A 16,668-nucleotide genomic window follows, 5' to 3' on the forward strand; every position below is an offset into this window, starting at 1 on the left:
AACAGGGCTTTTTTTTGGAGTCCGCTAATGCGTATTCTTCTCTTGCTGAGTGCTCTCTTTCTCAGTGGCTGTAGCCACATGGCTAACGATAGCTGGTCCGGGCAGGATAAAGCGCAACACTTTCTCGCCTCCGCGATGTTGTCCGCTGCCGGTAATGAGTATGCACAACATCAGGGGTACAGTCGGGATCGTAGTGCGGCAATCGGCCTGATGTTCTCTGTAAGCCTTGGGGCTTCAAAAGAACTGTGGGATAGCCGCTCCGCGGGGAGCGGCTGGAGCTGGAAAGACTTTGCCTGGGACGTAGCCGGTGCCACGACCGGCTATGCCGTATGGCAGATGGCACGCTATTAGAGACGAATACCTTTACCCTTTCGATGCAGCATCAGGGAGACAATAAAGGCCAGTGCCCCCATCACCGTCACGTACCAGAAGAAGGTTGTTTCCGTTCCCCATGATTTAAGCGACAGCGCGACGTACTCCGCAGAGCCACCGAACAGCGCATTGGCGACCGCATAAGAAAGTCCTACCCCCAAAGCGCGTACCTGTGCCGGGAACATCTCAGCCTTCAGGATCCCACTGATCGATGTGTAAAAACTGACAATGACCATCGCCAGCATGACCAGACCAAAGGCGGCATACGGTGAGGAAACGTGCTGAAGCGCAGTTAAAATAGGAACAGTACATAACGCGGACATGCCGCCAAAAATCAGCATTGACGTGCGACGCCCTATTTTATCGGAGAGCGCGCCAATAAGTGGCTGAATCAGCATAAAGACGAACAACGCGGCGGTCATGATAGCGCTGGCGACGTTGGCGTGCATGCCCGTGGTGTTCACCAGATATTTTTGCATGTAGGTGGTGAAGGTGTAAAAGCTGAGAGAACCGCCCGCGGTGAACCCGAGAACCATCAGGAAAGCTTTGCGGTTACGCCACAGCCCTTTAAACGATCCCGCCTCCTTCAGCGCCCGGACCTCTTTTTGCGAGGTTTCATCCAACTGACGACGCAACCAGAGTGCGACGACCGCCAGTACAGCGCCCATCGCGAAAGGAATTCGCCATCCCCACTCATGAAGCTGGCTGTCGGTAAGGACCTGCTGCAGAATAACCACCACCAGAATGGCCAGAAGCTGGCCACCAATAAGCGTGACGTACTGGAAAGAGGCGTAAAATCCTTTCCGGCCCTCGAGGGCAATTTCACTCATGTAAGTGGCGCTGGTACCGTATTCTCCTCCAACAGAAAGTCCCTGGAACAGACGAGCCAGTAGCAAAAGAGCCGGCGCCCATGTCCCGATAGCATCATAACCGGGGAGACAGGCGATCACCAGCGAGCCAAAGCACATCATGCAGACCGAAATCAGCATGGATGCCTTACGTCCTCGACGGTCTGCGATCCGTCCAAACAACCATCCACCAATGGGGCGCATTAAGAAGCCCGCAGCAAATACGCCAGCCGTTTGCAGAAGCTGTGTGGTGGTGTTGCCGGACGGGAAGAAGATATGTGCGAAGTAAAGTGAACAGAATGAGTAGACGTAAAAGTCGAACCATTCCACCAGGTTCCCTGAAGAGGCACTGACGATTGCCCATACCCTTCTACGGGAATCACTGGCAGCCAGCGTCCCGTTCGATGTTATGCTTTCTGTCATTGTGATTATGCTCCTGCCATAAAAACGGCATGCTGAATCCTGAGAACTCACGATCTTGTAAAGCAAATGTTATTATTTTGTTATAAATAACATTGAGAGTAAGATCACATTTTCTATTAGCAAGGTAAGTTATAGGATAAAGACTAAGGGTCGTTGGCTGGTGTGGCGGTGTACAGTCTGATGCCGTCTCCGGCGGCGGGAAAGAACCAAAGCAAAAAACCCCGCACCATACGGTACGGGGTTCTTTTAATTGATGCCTGGCAGTTCCCTACTCTCGCATGGGGAGACCCCACACTACCATCGGCGCTACGGCGTTTCACTTCTGAGTTCGGCATGGGGTCAGGTGGGACCACCGCGCTAAAGCCGCCAGGCAAATTCTGTAATCTGTATCAGCTGAAAATCGTCTCTCATCGCCAAAACACCTTCGGCGTTGTAAGGTTAAGCCTCACGGTTCATTAGTATCGGTTAGCTCAACGCATCGCTGCGCTTACACACCCGACCTATCAACGTCGTAGTCTTCAACGTTCCTTCAGGAGACTTAAAGTCTCAGGGAGAACTCATCTCGGGGCAAGTTTCGTGCTTAGATGCTTTCAGCACTTATCTCTTCCGCATTTAGCTACCGGGCAGTGCCATTGGCATGACAACCCGAACACCAGTGATGCGTCCACTCCGGTCCTCTCGTACTAGGAGCAGCCCCCCTCAATTCTCCAGCGCCCACGGCAGATAGGGACCGAACTGTCTCACGACGTTCTAAACCCAGCTCGCGTACCACTTTAAATGGCGAACAGCCATACCCTTGGGACCTACTTCAGCCCCAGGATGTGATGAGCCGACATCGAGGTGCCAAACACCGCCGTCGATATGAACTCTTGGGCGGTATCAGCCTGTTATCCCCGGAGTACCTTTTATCCGTTGAGCGATGGCCCTTCCATTCAGAACCACCGGATCACTATGACCTGCTTTCGCACCTGCTCGAGCCGTCACTCTCGCAGTCAAGCTAGCTTATGCCATTGCACTAACCTCCTGATGTCCGACCAGGATTAGCTAACCTTCGTGCTCCTCCGTTACTCTTTGGGAGGAGACCGCCCCAGTCAAACTACCCACCAGACACTGTCCGCAACCCGGATCACGGGTCCACGTTAGAACACCAGCCATTAAAGGGTGGTATTTCAAGGTTGGCTCCACGCAGACTGGCGTCCACGCTTCAAAGCCTCCCACCTATCCTACACATCAAGGACCAGTGTTCAGTGTCAAGCTATAGTAAAGGTTCACGGGGTCTTTCCGTCTTGCCGCGGGTACACTGCATCTTCACAGCGAGTTCAATTTCACTGAGTCTCGGGTGGAGACAGCCTGGCCATCATTACGCCATTCGTGCAGGTCGGAACTTACCCGACAAGGAATTTCGCTACCTTAGGACCGTTATAGTTACGGCCGCCGTTTACCGGGGCTTCGATCAAGAGCTTCGCGTTGCCGCTAACCCCATCAATTAACCTTCCGGCACCGGGCAGGCGTCACACCGTATACGTCCACTTTCGTGTTTGCACAGTGCTGTGTTTTTAATAAACAGTTGCAGCCAGCTGGTATCTTCGACTGATTTCAGCTCCACCCGCAGGGGCTTCACCTACATATCAGCGTGCCTTCTCCCGAAGTTACGGCACCATTTTGCCTAGTTCCTTCACCCGAGTTCTCTCAAGCGCCTTGGTATTCTCTACCTGACCACCTGTGTCGGTTTGGGGTACGATTTGATGTTACCTGATGCTTAGAGGCTTTTCCTGGAAGCAGGGCATTTGTTACTTCAGCACCGTAGTGCCTCGTCATCACACCTCAGCGTTAACAAGGAACCGGATTTACCTGGAACCTCCGCCTACATGCTTAAACCGGGACAACCGTCGCCCGGCTAACATAGCCTTCTCCGTCCCCCCTTCGCAGTAACACCAAGTACAGGAATATTAACCTGTTTCCCATCGACTACGCCTTTCGGCCTCGCCTTAGGGGTCGACTCACCCTGCCCCGATTAACGTTGGACAGGAACCCTTGGTCTTCCGGCGAGCGGGCTTTTCACCCGCTTTATCGTTACTTATGTCAGCATTCGCACTTCTGATACCTCCAGCACCCCTCACAGGACACCTTCAACGGCTTACAGAACGCTCCCCTACCCAACAACACATAGTGTCGCTGCCGCAGCTTCGGTGCATGGTTTAGCCCCGTTACATCTTCCGCGCAGGCCGACTCGACCAGTGAGCTATTACGCTTTCTTTAAATGATGGCTGCTTCTAAGCCAACATCCTGGCTGTCTGTGCCTTCCCACATCGTTTCCCACTTAACCATGACTTTGGGACCTTAGCTGGCGGTCTGGGTTGTTTCCCTCTTCACGACGGACGTTAGCACCCGCCGTGTGTCTCCCGTGATAACATTCTTCGGTATTCGTAGTTTGCATCGGGTTGGTAAGCCGGGATGGCCCCCTAGCCGAAACAGTGCTCTACCCCCGAAGATGAGTTCACGAGGCGCTACCTAAATAGCTTTCGGGGAGAACCAGCTATCTCCCGGTTTGATTGGCCTTTCACCCCCAGCCACAAGTCATCCGCTAATTTTTCAACATTAGTCGGTTCGGTCCTCCAGTTAGTGTTACCCAACCTTCAACCTGCCCATGGCTAGATCACCGGGTTTCGGGTCTATACCCTGCAACTTAACGCCCAGTTAAGACTCGGTTTCCCTTCGGCTCCCCTATACGGTTAACCTTGCTACAGAATATAAGTCGCTGACCCATTATACAAAAGGTACGCAGTCACCCCATAAAAGAGGCTCCCACTGCTTGTACGTACACGGTTTCAGGTTCTTTTTCACTCCCCTCGCCGGGGTTCTTTTCGCCTTTCCCTCACGGTACTGGTTCACTATCGGTCAGTCAGGAGTATTTAGCCTTGGAGGATGGTCCCCCCATATTCAGACAGGATACCACGTGTCCCGCCCTACTCTTCGAGTTCACAGCCTGTGTGCTTTCGTGTACGGGACTGTCACCCTGTACCGTGCGACTTTCCAGACGCTTCCACTAACACACAAGCTGATTCAGACTCTGGGCTGCTCCCCGTTCGCTCGCCGCTACTGGGGGAATCTCGGTTGATTTCTTTTCCTCGGGGTACTTAGATGTTTCAGTTCCCCCGGTTCGCCTCGTTAACCTATGTATTCAGTTAACGATAGTGTGACGAATCACACTGGGTTTCCCCATTCGGACATCGCCGGGTCAAAGGTTCATATCACCTCGCCGGCGCTTTTCGCAGATTAGCACGTCCTTCATCGCCTCTGACTGCCAGGGCATCCACCGTGTACGCTTAGTCGCTTAACCTCACAACCCGAAGATGTTTCTTTCGATTCATCACCGGTTTGCGAAAATTTGAGAGACTCGAACACACATAACATGTGTGTCGTTTCAATTTTCAGCTTGATCCAGATTTTTAAAGAGCAAATATCTCAAACGTCACCCGAAGATGAGTTTTGAGATATGTCGGCAGGTGACTTTCACTCACGAACCAGCAAGTGGCGTCCCCTAGGGGATTCGAACCCCTGTTACCGCCGTGAAAGGGCGGTGTCCTGGGCCTCTAGACGAAGGGGACACTGAAGTCTCAATCGCAAGACGCCTTGCTATTTACTTTTCATCAGACAATCTGTGTGGACACTACAAAGGCAGGTTCTTTAAGGTAAGGAGGTGATCCAACCGCAGGTTCCCCTACGGTTACCTTGTTACGACTTCACCCCAGTCATGAATCACAAAGTGGTAAGCGCCCTCCCGAAGGTTAAGCTACCTACTTCTTTTGCAACCCACTCCCATGGTGTGACGGGCGGTGTGTACAAGGCCCGGGAACGTATTCACCGTAGCATTCTGATCTACGATTACTAGCGATTCCGACTTCATGGAGTCGAGTTGCAGACTCCAATCCGGACTACGACGCACTTTATGAGGTCCGCTTGCTCTCGCGAGTTCGCTTCTCTTTGTATGCGCCATTGTAGCACGTGTGTAGCCCTACTCGTAAGGGCCATGATGACTTGACGTCATCCCCACCTTCCTCCAGTTTATCACTGGCAGTCTCCTTTGAGTTCCCGGCCGGACCGCTGGCAACAAAGGATAAGGGTTGCGCTCGTTGCGGGACTTAACCCAACATTTCACAACACGAGCTGACGACAGCCATGCAGCACCTGTCTCAGAGTTCCCGAAGGCACCAAAGCATCTCTGCTAAGTTCTCTGGATGTCAAGAGTAGGTAAGGTTCTTCGCGTTGCATCGAATTAAACCACATGCTCCACCGCTTGTGCGGGCCCCCGTCAATTCATTTGAGTTTTAACCTTGCGGCCGTACTCCCCAGGCGGTCGACTTAACGCGTTAGCTCCGGAAGCCACGCCTCAAGGGCACAACCTCCAAGTCGACATCGTTTACGGCGTGGACTACCAGGGTATCTAATCCTGTTTGCTCCCCACGCTTTCGCACCTGAGCGTCAGTCTTTGTCCAGGGGGCCGCCTTCGCCACCGGTATTCCTCCAGATCTCTACGCATTTCACCGCTACACCTGGAATTCTACCCCCCTCTACAAGACTCTAGCCTGCCAGTTTCGAATGCAGTTCCCAGGTTGAGCCCGGGGATTTCACATCCGACTTGACAGACCGCCTGCGTGCGCTTTACGCCCAGTAATTCCGATTAACGCTTGCACCCTCCGTATTACCGCGGCTGCTGGCACGGAGTTAGCCGGTGCTTCTTCTGCGGGTAACGTCAATTGCTGCGGTTATTAACCACAACACCTTCCTCCCCGCTGAAAGTACTTTACAACCCGAAGGCCTTCTTCATACACGCGGCATGGCTGCATCAGGCTTGCGCCCATTGTGCAATATTCCCCACTGCTGCCTCCCGTAGGAGTCTGGACCGTGTCTCAGTTCCAGTGTGGCTGGTCATCCTCTCAGACCAGCTAGGGATCGTCGCCTAGGTGAGCCGTTACCCCACCTACTAGCTAATCCCATCTGGGCACATCTGATGGCAAGAGGCCCGAAGGTCCCCCTCTTTGGTCTTGCGACGTTATGCGGTATTAGCTACCGTTTCCAGTAGTTATCCCCCTCCATCAGGCAGTTTCCCAGACATTACTCACCCGTCCGCCACTCGTCACCCGAGAGCAAGCTCTCTGTGCTACCGTTCGACTTGCATGTGTTAGGCCTGCCGCCAGCGTTCAATCTGAGCCATGATCAAACTCTTCAATTTAAGTTTGATGCTCGTGAATTAAACTTCGTAATGAATTACGTATGTTCACTCAGAGACTTGGTATTCATTTAGTGTCCGAAGACATTAAGAATCCATGTCACTTTGAGTGCCCACACAGATTGTCTGATAAATTGTTAAAGAGCAGTGCCGCTTCGTTTTCGCTGCGGCGCGGGGTGTGCATATTACGCTTTCCCGCTTCAGAGTCAAGCATTTATTTTCGCTCATCTCTGCTGACCCGGCGGCGTGTGTGCCGTTGTTCCGTGTCAGTGGAGGCGCATTATAGGGGGTAATTCTGAAGCTGCAAGGATAAAGTGAAAATTATTTACTAACTGCTCACTTTCCAGGCAATTTGCATCCCAGACCTCAATTCTGGCCTGGTTTTTAAACAAAAACGAGCCGCAAGCGGCCCGTTTTTGCGTTTTGTGACTTACTGCACTGCCACAATTTTGTCGTCGTTGGCTTCCAGACGGATAACTTTGCCCGGAATCAGCTCCCCGGAGAGTATCTGCTGCGCCAGTGGGTTTTCGATCTGTTGCTGGATTGCGCGTTTCAGCGGACGCGCCCCATAAACCGGATCGTACCCATTTGCGCTCAAGAGCTTCAGCGCATCATCGGAGATGTGAATTTCATATCCACGCTCTTCAAGACGTTTATACAGACGCTGCAGCTGAATCTGCGCAATCGACGCAATATGTTTCTCACCCAGAGGATGGAACACTACCACTTCATCAATACGGTTAATGAACTCTGGACGGAAGCTATGGCTTACCACGCCCATCACCAGATCCTTCATATGGCCGTAGTCCAGTTCACCGAAACGTTCCTGAATCAAATCGGAACCCAGGTTCGAGGTCATGATCACTACCGTGTTACGGAAGTCGACCGTTCTCCCCTGTCCGTCAGTCAGCCGTCCATCGTCAAGAACCTGCAGCAGAATGTTGAACACATCCGGATGCGCTTTTTCCACTTCATCCAGCAGGATGACGGAATAAGGACGACGGCGCACCGCTTCTGTCAGGTAGCCACCTTCTTCATAACCCACATATCCTGGAGGCGCACCAACCAGTCGCGAAACGGAGTGTTTCTCCATAAACTCGGACATATCGATACGCACCATCGCATCATCGCTGTCAAACATGAAGTTAGCCAGCGCCTTACACAGTTCGGTTTTACCGACCCCCGTAGGCCCCAGGAACAGGAACGAACCGATTGGACGATTAGGGTCAGACAACCCTGCACGGCTACGGCGAATGGCATTAGAGACCGCTTCAACCGCCTCGTTCTGACCAATCACGCGCTGATGCAGATCCTGCTCCATACGCAGCAGTTTGTCGCGTTCGCTTTCCATCATGCGCGCAACCGGAATACCGGTCCAGCGAGCCAGCACTTCAGCGATCTCCTCATCCGTTACTTTGTTTCGTAACAGACGCATCGTTTTGCCTTCCGACTGCGTGGCGATCTCAAGCTGTTTTTCAAGCTCAGGAATTTTGCCGTACTGCAGTTCAGACATTCGCGCCAGGTCACCCACACGACGCGCTTGCTCAATGGCAATTTTCGCCTGTTCCAGTTCAGCTTTAATTGTCTGAGTACCCGAGAGTGATGCTTTCTCCGCTTTCCACTCTTCTTCCAGCTCAGAGTACTGACGTTCTTTATCGTCCAGTTCTTCGTTGAGCATATCCAGCCGTTTCTTACTGGCTTCATCAGACTCTTTCTTCAGTGCCTGCTGTTCCAGTTTAAGCTGGATGATGCGACGGTCGAGCCTGTCCAGCTCTTCCGGTTTCGAGTCAATCTGCATACGAATGCTCGAGGCCGCTTCATCAATAAGGTCGATTGCTTTATCGGGCAATTGACGGTCAGCGATATAACGATGCGAAAGCGTGGCCGCTGCAACAATCGCCGGGTCAGTAATCTGCACATGGTGGTGCAGTTCATAACGTTCTTTCAGCCCACGCAAAATCGCGATGGTATCTTCAACGCTTGGCTCAGCAACAAACACTTTCTGGAAACGACGCTCCAGCGCAGCATCTTTTTCGATGTACTGACGGTACTCATCCAGCGTGGTAGCCCCTACGCAGTGAAGTTCCCCACGTGCCAGGGCTGGTTTCAGCATGTTACCGGCATCCATCGCGCCGTCCGCTTTACCTGCTCCGACCATGGTGTGCAGTTCGTCAATAAACAGAATGACGTTACCTTCCTGTTTCGCCAGGTCGTTAAGCACGCCTTTCAGACGCTCTTCGAACTCACCGCGGTATTTCGCCCCGGCCACCAGCGCACCCATGTCGAGCGCCAGTACACGACGACCTTTCAGCCCTTCCGGCACTTCACCGTTCACAATGCGCTGCGCCAGACCTTCGACGATGGCGGTTTTACCGACCCCCGGCTCACCAATCAGCACCGGGTTGTTTTTGGTACGACGCTGCAGTACCTGGATAGTACGGCGAATCTCTTCATCACGGCCGATCACCGGGTCAAGCTTGCCCTGCTCGGCACGCTCGGTCAGGTCGACCGTAAATTTTTTCAAAGCCTGACGTTGGTCTTCGGCTCCCTGATCGTTCACGCTTTCACCTCCGCGCATTTTCTCAATCGCCTGAGTCACATTGGCGGTGGTTGCGCCGGCAGATTTCAGCAGGTCGGTCAAGGTACCGCGTGATTCAAGCGCCGCCAGAACGAAAAGTTCTGACGAAATAAAGTTGTCCCCACGTTTTTGCGCCAGCTTGTCGCAAAGATTCAGCACACGCACCAGATCCTGAGACGGCTGAACGTCGCCACCGGTACCTTCTACCTGGGGTAAACGGCTCAGAGCCTGATCGATGGCGGTGCGTAACTGGCCAGCATTAATGCCGGCAGACGTTAATAACGGACGTACCGCTCCCCCTTCCTGATTCAACAAGGCGCTCATTAAATGAAGAGGTTCGATGAATTGGTTGTCGTGCCCCAGTGCAAGGGACTGGGCATCGGCGAGAGCAAGCTGGAATTTATTAGTAAGACGATCCAGACGCATAACTCCTCCCATAACAGGTCAAATTTGCTACTGGAGATTAAATGAGGTCATCCCTCAATTATTCAAGGTTAATGACCTGAATTATGTGAAAAGAAAACGGCACGTTCCGGATCGTCTTGATTCTTTAGGTTATATCAGCCAAATAAAACTTGCCATACGACCTGTCGTCTTGTCGCGGCGATAAGAGAAAAAATCACCCTTTTCGGTGAAGGTACAGCGATCGCCGCCGAAGATCTGCGTCACGCCGACATTATTCAGGCGCTGGCGGGCCAACAGGTAAATATCGGCCAGATATTTTTCACCGGCAGGAAGGAAAGCATCCGCGGCTTGCAGATCTTTCTCCATAAAGGCTTCTCGGACCTCGGGTCCCACTTCAAACGCACGAGGACCAATGGCCGGGCCGAGCCAGGCCATGATATTCGCAGGATCATCTTTAAAGCAGGCGACGGTCTCTTCGAGCACACCTTCACACAGACCACGCCAGCCCGCATGCGCTGCTGCCACCTCGGTACCGGCACGGTTACAGAACAGAACCGGCAGGCAATCGGCAGTCATTACCGCACATACCGTTCCCGGGGTATCACTGTAAGACGCATCGGCCCGTTTAGACGCATAGGGTTCGCCCGTTAACGGCAGTACCGTTTTACCGTGAACCTGTTCCAGCCAGACCGGTTTCGACGGTAAATTCCCGGCAGCAAACAGGCGTTTGCGGTTTTCTTCAACGTGCTCCAGGTTGTCACCACAGTGTGCGCCGAGATTCAAAGATTCCCACGCGCCCTGGCTCACACCGCCGATACGGGTTGAACTGCAGGCAGCCACGCCCTCAGGCAGTGGCCACTCCGGGACAATCAGTTTGGTCATAACCAGTCCACTTGATCTTTATGTTCTTCAAAATCAACACGCATGGCGTCAATAAGGTCGACCATATCCTGTGGGATCGGCGCGTGCCATTCCATCTGAATACCGGTGATAGGATGGTAAAGACGCAGCATCGTTGCGTGCAGCGCCTGGCGATCAAACTTACGCAGTACGCTAATGAACTCATCCGATGCACCTTTTGGCGGACGCGGACGACCACCGTAGACCTGATCGCCCACCAGCGGATGGGTAATGTGCGCCATATGAACACGGATCTGGTGAGTACGACCGGTTTCCAGACGCAGACGCAGACGCGTATGAATGCGGAAATGTTCCATAATGCGGTAGTGCGTCACCGCTGGCTTACCCATCGGGTGCACCGACATATGGGTACGTTTGGTTGGGTGACGGCTGATAGGTTCTTCCACCGTGCCGCCAGCGGTCATATGACCAATGGCCACCGCTTCATATTCGCGGGTGATTTCACGCAGCTGCAGAGATTCCACCAGACGTGTCTGAGCTGGAACGGTCTTTGCCACCACCATCAGACCCGTGGTGTCTTTATCCAGACGGTGAACGATGCCGGCGCGCGGAACATCCACGATAGGCGGGTAATAATGGAGAAGTGCGTTAAGCACTGTGCCATCAGGGTTCCCCGCGCCCGGATGAACAACCAGGTCACGTGGCTTGTTGATCACCAGGATGTCATCATCTTCATAGACGATGTTCAGCGGGATATCCTGCGGCTCGAAGCGGATATCCTCTTCGATTTCAGCATTGATGGCGACGGCTTCCCCACCTAACACTTTCTCTTTTGGTTTGTCCCAGATCTTGCCGTTTACCAGCACGCGCTGGTCAAGGATCCATTCTTTTATGCGTGAACGCGAATAATCAGGGAACAATTCGGCCAAAGCCTGATCTAAGCGTTGACCGAGCTGATTTTCGGAGACTGTTGCGGTGAGTTCTACTCGTTGTGCCATAAACTGCTTCTTCGTTTAACGTTGGGTTTTACGGCTTTGCCGTTTAATATAGTGTGCTATTGTAGCTGGTCTTAATCGGGAGCAGGAACAGAGTTTCTCCCGGACAAACATTTGAGGAAAGTCAAAACGTCATGACGCGCATGAAATATCTGGTGGCAGCGGCCACGTTGAGCCTGGCTTTGGTGGGCTGCTCCGGTTCAAATGAACAGGTCCCTGACAATCCGCCGAATGAAATCTATGCGACTGCACAACAAAAGTTGCAGGACGGTAACTGGAAACAGGCGATAACGCAACTGGAAGCGTTGGATAATCGCTATCCATTTGGTCCGTATTCGCAGCAGGTACAGTTAGATCTCATCTATGCCTACTATAAAAATGCCGATCTGCCGCTGGCTCAGGCAACCATCGATCGTTTCATGCGTCTGAACCCGACTCATCCTAACATCGATTACGTCATGTACATGCGCGGTCTTACCAACATGGCGCTGGACGACAGTGCCCTGCAAGGTTTCTTCGGTGTGGATCGTTCTGACCGTGACCCGCAGCATGCGCGTGATGCTTTCAACGACTTCTCCAAACTGGTGCGCGGCTACCCGAACAGCCAGTACGTCACTGACGCGACCAAACGTCTGGTGTTCCTGAAAGATCGTCTGGCGAAATACGAATACTCCGTTGCGGAATACTATACCCGCCGTGGCGCATGGGTTGCCGTGGTTAATCGTGTAGAAGGTATGCTGCGTGATTACCCGGATACACAGGCAACGCGTGATGGCCTGAAGCTGATGGAAAATGCTTACCGTCAGATGCAGATGACCGCACAGGCTGACAAAGTGGCGAAAATCATCGCCGCGAACAGCAGCAACACCTGATATTGCCTCAATGCAAAACGGCAGCCTTCGGGCTGCCGTTTTTTTTATGCGTTCAGAGATCAGCTGAAGCGGTTTAGCCTCAACACATCCTATCAACTATGACCGCAAATCGGGCCTTCCACAAGGTAAATATCACCTCTTCCTGCCCTGCCTCACAAAAAACATTCCCTGACAAAAACCGACAAAATAACGTGATCTAAATCACACATTTTGACATTAGGACAGGTATGCTGGAATCACCAAGACGGAAAGACAAGAGGTAAAATTTATGACAATGAACATTACCAGTAAACAAATGGAAATTACTCCGGCAATCCGCCAACACGTCGCAGACCGTCTCGCCAAACTGGATAAATGGCAAACACATTTGATTAACCCACATATCATCCTGTCCAAGGAGCCGCAAGGTTTCATCGCTGACGCAACTATCAATACTCCAAACGGCCATCTGGTCGCCAGCGCAAAACATGAGGATATGTACACCGCTATTAACGATTTGATCAACAAGCTGGAACGGCAGCTCAATAAAGTGCAACACAAAGGTGAAGCCCGTCGCGCCGCAACGTCGGTGAAAGACGCCAGCTTCGCGGAAGAAGTTGAAGAAGAGTAATCCTTTAAATTGAGTTTACCGCCAACGCGCCTTCGGGCGCGTTTTTTATTGACAGCGTGAAAACAGTACGGGTACTTTAACGGTATCAACGACAGGATGATTTCATGAAACACACACCGTTTTTCTTCGCATTCTTTTTTACCTTCCCCTGATTGGGAGGCGTTTCGTCGTGTGATAAAGAATGCGAAGACGAACAACAAGGCCTCCCACACCGGGAGGCCTTTTTTATTAATAACGATAAACGAGACAGGCAACACTATGACACCGGAAAACCCGTTACTGGACCTGCGAGTGAAAATCAGCGCACTGGACGAAAAATTACTGGCCCTGCTAGCAGAACGTCGCACACTCGCCATCGAAGTGGGAAAAGCCAAGCTGGACTCCCATCGGCCGGTGCGTGATATCGACCGTGAACGCGACCTGCTGGAACACCTGATTCAGCTTGGCAAAGCGCACCACCTCGACGCCCATTACATCACCCGTTTGTTCCAGCTCATCATCGAAGACTCCGTTCTGACCCAGCAAGCGCTACTCCAGCAGCATCTGAATAAAACGAACCCGCACTCTGCACGTGTCGCCTTCCTCGGCCCTAAAGGCTCTTATTCTCACCTTGCCGCGCGCCAGTACGCAGCACGTCATTTCGAAGAGTTTATTGAAAGCGGCTGCGCAAAATTTGCTGATATTTTCAATCAGGTCGAAACCGGACAGGCGGATTACGCCGTCGTACCGATTGAAAACACCAGCTCAGGCGCCATTAACGACGTGTACGATCTTCTGCAGCACACTACGCTGTCGCTGGTTGGCGAGATGACCATCCCTATCGATCACTGCGTACTGGTCTCTGGCTCAACCGACCTGAGCCAAATCGAGACGGTGTACAGTCACCCACAACCGTTCCAGCAGTGCAGTCAATTCCTCAACCGTTATCCGAACTGGAAAATTGAGTACACCGAAAGCACTTCTGCGGCGATGGAAAAAGTGATGCAGGCCAATTCCCCGGCGGTGGCCGCGCTTGGCAGCGAGGCGGGCGGAGCGCTGTATGGCCTGCAGGTACTGGAACGCAACCTGGCGAACCAGACGCAAAATATCACCCGCTTCGTGGTACTGGCCCGTAAAGCCATCAATGTCTCTGAGCAGGTTCCGGCTAAAACGACGCTGCTGATGGCGACCGGGCAGCAGGCGGGTGCGCTGGTTGAGGCCCTGCTGGTACTGCGTAACCACAACCTTATCATGACGAAGCTGGAATCTCGCCCGATTCATGGTAATCCGTGGGAAGAGATGTTTTATCTGGATATCCAGGCCAACCTGGAATCTGCATCCATGCAGAAAGCCCTGCGTGAACTGGGAGAAATCACCCGCTCAATGAAAGTGCTGGGCTGCTATCCGAGCGAAAACGTCGTGCCGGTTGACCCGGCTTAACGTTCGATAAAGCGGCTTTTCTTCATCCCTGCCACGCTGACGGGCAGGGTGAAGATGGCGCCGGAGAGCGGATACTGTGCCACTTCATCCGCATCCATATTTTCCCGCGTGGTCGTGATAAACAGGGTTTTCATATCCTCGCCGCCAAAGCAGACCATCGTCGGACAACGAACCGGCATGCGATGCTCTTCCAGTTGTTCCCCCTGCGGTGAAAAGCGCGCGATACGCCAGCCATCAAACATTGCGCTCCAGTAGCAGCCTTCTTCATCCATCGCAGCACCGTCGGGTATGCCCTCCCCCTCTTTAAAGCGGCGGAATATCTCGCGTTTCCCCGGCTCACCTTGCTCATCAAGCGGCGTGCGGTAGATAACGCCATTTGGCGTGTCAGAGGTGAACATCCACTGTTTGTCCGGGCTGAATGCCAGACCGTTGTGCCCGTGAATATCACACTGGATCACTTTCGGCGTCAGGTCATTATCGATACGCATCAGCATGGCGCCGTTGTAATCCCCCGGCCCCCAGAAGGTTCCCGCATAGAACCGTCCATGATGATCGGTACCGCCATCATTAAAACGCGCCAGTTGCGGGTTAGAGGGATTATCACACACCTTGCGCTGAAGCAGGCCGTGCTTGTCAGCAAGCCAGATGCCATTGCGCATCGCGACGATAAAGCCGCCACGCTCACGCAGAGCGAAACAGCCTACTTCTTCATGGAAAGAGAGTACCGTGTGTTCCGCGGTGGGCAGATGATAACGGTGGATCTCCCCCTCCAGAATATCTGCCCAGTAGAGCGCATGCTCTTCGGCACTCCACGTCGGACATTCGGGCAGATGCCCGGTGTAATTCAACAGCGGCTGCGGTTCGGCCATAACAGTTCCCCAAAATGAAAAAAGCCAGCATTGCTGGCTTTTAGTATATACATCATCGCATTACTGGCGACTGTCATTTGCCTGACGCAAAAGCGTGCGGCTCTCACTCTGAAAACGTTGCGCATAATCGCCAAACCAGTGCTCGACTTTACGGAAGCTGTCGATAAACGCCTGCTTATCGCCATGCTCCAGCAAGGTGATCGCTTCACCAAACCGCTGGTAATAACGTTTGATAAGCGCCAGGTTGTTCTCAGAGGACATAATAATGTCGGCGTAAAGCTGTGGATCCTGAGCGAACAAACGCCCGACCATCGCCAGCTCCAGGCGATAGATCGGTGAAGAGAGCGCCAGCAGCTGTTCAAGCTGCACATTCTCTTCCGCCAGATGCAAACCGTAGGCAAAGGTCGCAAAGTGGCGCAGCGCCTGAATGAACGCCATGTTCTGATCGTGCTCTACCGCGCTGATCCGGTGCAACCTGGCACCCCATACCTGGATCTGTTCCAGGAACCACTGATAGGCCTCCGGCTGACGACCATCGCAGTACACCACAACCTGCTTCGCCAGGCTGCCACTGTCCGGACCAAACATCGGGTGCAGGCCAAGCACCGGGCCAGTATGCGCCGCCAGCATCGCCTGCAGGGGGCCATTTTTGACCGATGCAAGGTCAACCAGGATGCAATCTTTCGGCAACGGTGGAAGCTTGCCGATGATCTGCTCCGTCACGTGGATAGGCACGCTGACGATAACCATCCCCGCATCGGCCACCAGCGCTGGCGCGTGTTCCCAGTCCTCTTTTTCCAGAATGCGAACCTGATAACCAGAAAGCGTCAGCATTTTTTCAAACAGACGCCCCATCTGGCCCGCACCACCCACAATAACCACCGGGCGCAGGGACGGACAGAGGGTTTTGAAGCCCTTATCGTTTTCGCTGGAATAGGATTCCCGCATTACGCGACGCAAGACATCTTCAATCAGATCCGGCGAGACGCCCAGCGCCTGGGCCTCTTTGCGCCGCGAGGCCAGCATGGATGCCTCACGCTCCGGGACGTAAATCGGCAGGCCGTATTTGCTTTTTACCTCACCCACTTCGGCAACCAGAGCCATACGGCGCGCCAGCAGGTCCAGCAACGCCTTATCCACTTCATCAATTTGATCGCGTAACGCGGTCAATTCAGCAACCATAACT

General features: G+C 53.1%; 11 protein-coding genes, 1 tRNA gene, 3 rRNA genes and 1 other annotated feature. Of the genes, 5 read left to right on the plus strand and 10 right to left on the minus strand.

Features of this window, described 5'->3' with window-relative positions; genetic code table 11:
• Positions 1 to 27 precede the first annotated feature (27 nt).
• Positions 28 to 351 (plus strand): YfiM family lipoprotein, encoded by a 324-nt coding sequence (locus tag ACN9MQ_RS16905; RefSeq protein WP_251884901.1) that lies wholly within the window; start codon positions 28 to 30, stop codon positions 349 to 351.
• On the opposite strand, the gene ACN9MQ_RS16910 is transcribed toward ACN9MQ_RS16905, so the two are convergent.
• The 8 genes from ACN9MQ_RS16910 to rluD all read right to left on the minus strand — a co-directional run bounded on the left by ACN9MQ_RS16910 (position 348) and on the right by rluD (position 11,715).
• A complete protein-coding gene (locus tag ACN9MQ_RS16910; protein ID WP_025203439.1) occupies positions 348 to 1,643 on the minus strand; it encodes an MFS transporter in 1,296 nt (431 codons plus the stop codon). The two genes, ACN9MQ_RS16905 and ACN9MQ_RS16910, sit on opposite strands and share 4 nt — an antisense overlap.
• A 255-nt stretch (positions 1,644 to 1,898) precedes the next feature.
• Positions 1,899 to 2,014: ribosomal RNA gene (rrf, locus tag ACN9MQ_RS16915) — 5S ribosomal RNA — on the minus strand.
• 63 nt (positions 2,015 to 2,077) lie between these two features.
• Positions 2,078 to 4,983, minus strand: a 23S ribosomal RNA gene (locus ACN9MQ_RS16920).
• Between the two features lie 192 nt (positions 4,984 to 5,175).
• A tRNA-Glu gene (locus tag ACN9MQ_RS16925) sits at positions 5,176 to 5,251 on the minus strand.
• 85 nt (positions 5,252 to 5,336) lie between these two features.
• Positions 5,337 to 6,876 (minus strand): 16S ribosomal RNA (locus ACN9MQ_RS16930).
• The 16S, 23S and 5S rRNA genes sit together here with 1 tRNA gene alongside, the layout of an rRNA operon.
• A 427-nt stretch (positions 6,877 to 7,303) precedes the next feature.
• Complete coding sequence (gene clpB / locus ACN9MQ_RS16935) at positions 7,304 to 9,877, minus strand: ATP-dependent chaperone ClpB (RefSeq protein WP_426021207.1); 2,574 nt, start codon at positions 9,875 to 9,877, stop codon at positions 7,304 to 7,306.
• Positions 9,878 to 10,006: 129 nt separating this feature from the next.
• Positions 10,007 to 10,738 (minus strand): purine nucleoside phosphorylase YfiH, encoded by a 732-nt coding sequence (gene yfiH / locus ACN9MQ_RS16940; RefSeq protein WP_020883923.1) that lies wholly within the window; start codon positions 10,736 to 10,738, stop codon positions 10,007 to 10,009.
• The gene (rluD, locus tag ACN9MQ_RS16945) at positions 10,735 to 11,715 is read right to left on the minus strand and encodes a 23S rRNA pseudouridine(1911/1915/1917) synthase RluD (RefSeq protein WP_014171235.1); all 981 of its coding nucleotides are present in this window, start codon (positions 11,713 to 11,715) and stop codon (positions 10,735 to 10,737) included. The genes yfiH and rluD overlap by 4 nt, the downstream gene beginning before the upstream one ends.
• Positions 11,716 to 11,846: 131 nt before the next feature.
• Between rluD and bamD the strand changes: the two genes are divergently transcribed.
• The 4 genes from bamD to pheA all read left to right on the plus strand — a co-directional run bounded on the left by bamD (position 11,847) and on the right by pheA (position 14,613).
• Complete coding sequence (gene bamD / locus ACN9MQ_RS16950) at positions 11,847 to 12,584, plus strand: outer membrane protein assembly factor BamD (RefSeq protein WP_013098339.1); 738 nt, start codon at positions 11,847 to 11,849, stop codon at positions 12,582 to 12,584.
• 268 nt (positions 12,585 to 12,852) lie between these two features.
• Entirely contained in the window at positions 12,853 to 13,194 is a 342-nt protein-coding gene (gene raiA / locus ACN9MQ_RS16955) for a ribosome-associated translation inhibitor RaiA (protein WP_003863162.1), read from the plus strand.
• 103 nt (positions 13,195 to 13,297) lie between these two features.
• Positions 13,298 to 13,423, plus strand: a sequence feature (Phe leader region).
• Positions 13,299 to 13,346 (plus strand): pheA operon leader peptide PheL, encoded by a 48-nt coding sequence (pheL, locus tag ACN9MQ_RS16960; protein WP_001386991.1) that lies wholly within the window; start codon positions 13,299 to 13,301, stop codon positions 13,344 to 13,346. Its footprint overlaps the feature before it by 48 nt.
• 29 nt (positions 13,424 to 13,452) lie before the next feature.
• Positions 13,453 to 14,613: a bifunctional chorismate mutase/prephenate dehydratase gene (gene pheA, locus ACN9MQ_RS16965; protein ID WP_032680473.1), complete on the plus strand. Its 1,161-nt coding sequence runs from the start codon at positions 13,453 to 13,455 to the stop codon at positions 14,611 to 14,613.
• Here pheA and ACN9MQ_RS16970 read toward each other — a convergent pair.
• Both ACN9MQ_RS16970 and tyrA read right to left on the minus strand, forming a co-directional pair.
• A complete protein-coding gene (locus ACN9MQ_RS16970; RefSeq protein WP_014171237.1) occupies positions 14,610 to 15,482 on the minus strand; it encodes an SMP-30/gluconolactonase/LRE family protein in 873 nt (290 codons plus the stop codon). The genes pheA and ACN9MQ_RS16970 overlap by 4 nt on opposite strands.
• A gap of 60 nt (positions 15,483 to 15,542) precedes the next feature.
• A complete protein-coding gene (gene tyrA, locus ACN9MQ_RS16975; RefSeq protein WP_138014089.1) occupies positions 15,543 to 16,664 on the minus strand; it encodes a bifunctional chorismate mutase/prephenate dehydrogenase in 1,122 nt (373 codons plus the stop codon).
• Between the last annotated feature and the right edge of the window lie 4 nt (positions 16,665 to 16,668).

Origin of the sequence: Enterobacter sp. R-25, from assembly GCF_049913205.1 — a bacterium.
Taxonomy (GTDB): Bacteria; Pseudomonadota; Gammaproteobacteria; order Enterobacterales; family Enterobacteriaceae; genus Enterobacter; species Enterobacter ludwigii.

What these genes read in the sequence shown, in the direction of transcription:
- ACN9MQ_RS16905 (WP_251884901.1), top strand. Translation starts at nt 28, where the DNA reads ATGCGTATTCTTCTCTTGCTGAGTGCTCTCTTTCTCAGTGGCTGTAGC.
- ACN9MQ_RS16910 (WP_025203439.1), bottom strand. Translation starts at nt 1,643, where the DNA reads ATGACAGAAAGCATAACATCGAACGGGACGCTGGCTGCCAGTGATTCC.
- clpB (WP_426021207.1), bottom strand. Translation starts at nt 9,877, where the DNA reads ATGCGTCTGGATCGTCTTACTAATAAATTCCAGCTTGCTCTCGCCGAT.
- yfiH (WP_020883923.1), bottom strand. Translation starts at nt 10,738, where the DNA reads ATGACCAAACTGATTGTCCCGGAGTGGCCACTGCCTGAGGGCGTGGCT.
- rluD (WP_014171235.1), bottom strand. Translation starts at nt 11,715, where the DNA reads ATGGCACAACGAGTAGAACTCACCGCAACAGTCTCCGAAAATCAGCTC.
- bamD (WP_013098339.1), top strand. Translation starts at nt 11,847, where the DNA reads ATGACGCGCATGAAATATCTGGTGGCAGCGGCCACGTTGAGCCTGGCT.
- raiA (WP_003863162.1), top strand. Translation starts at nt 12,853, where the DNA reads ATGACAATGAACATTACCAGTAAACAAATGGAAATTACTCCGGCAATC.
- pheA (WP_032680473.1), top strand. Translation starts at nt 13,453, where the DNA reads ATGACACCGGAAAACCCGTTACTGGACCTGCGAGTGAAAATCAGCGCA.
- ACN9MQ_RS16970 (WP_014171237.1), bottom strand. Translation starts at nt 15,482, where the DNA reads ATGGCCGAACCGCAGCCGCTGTTGAATTACACCGGGCATCTGCCCGAA.
- tyrA (WP_138014089.1), bottom strand. Translation starts at nt 16,664, where the DNA reads ATGGTTGCTGAATTGACCGCGTTACGCGATCAAATTGATGAAGTGGAT.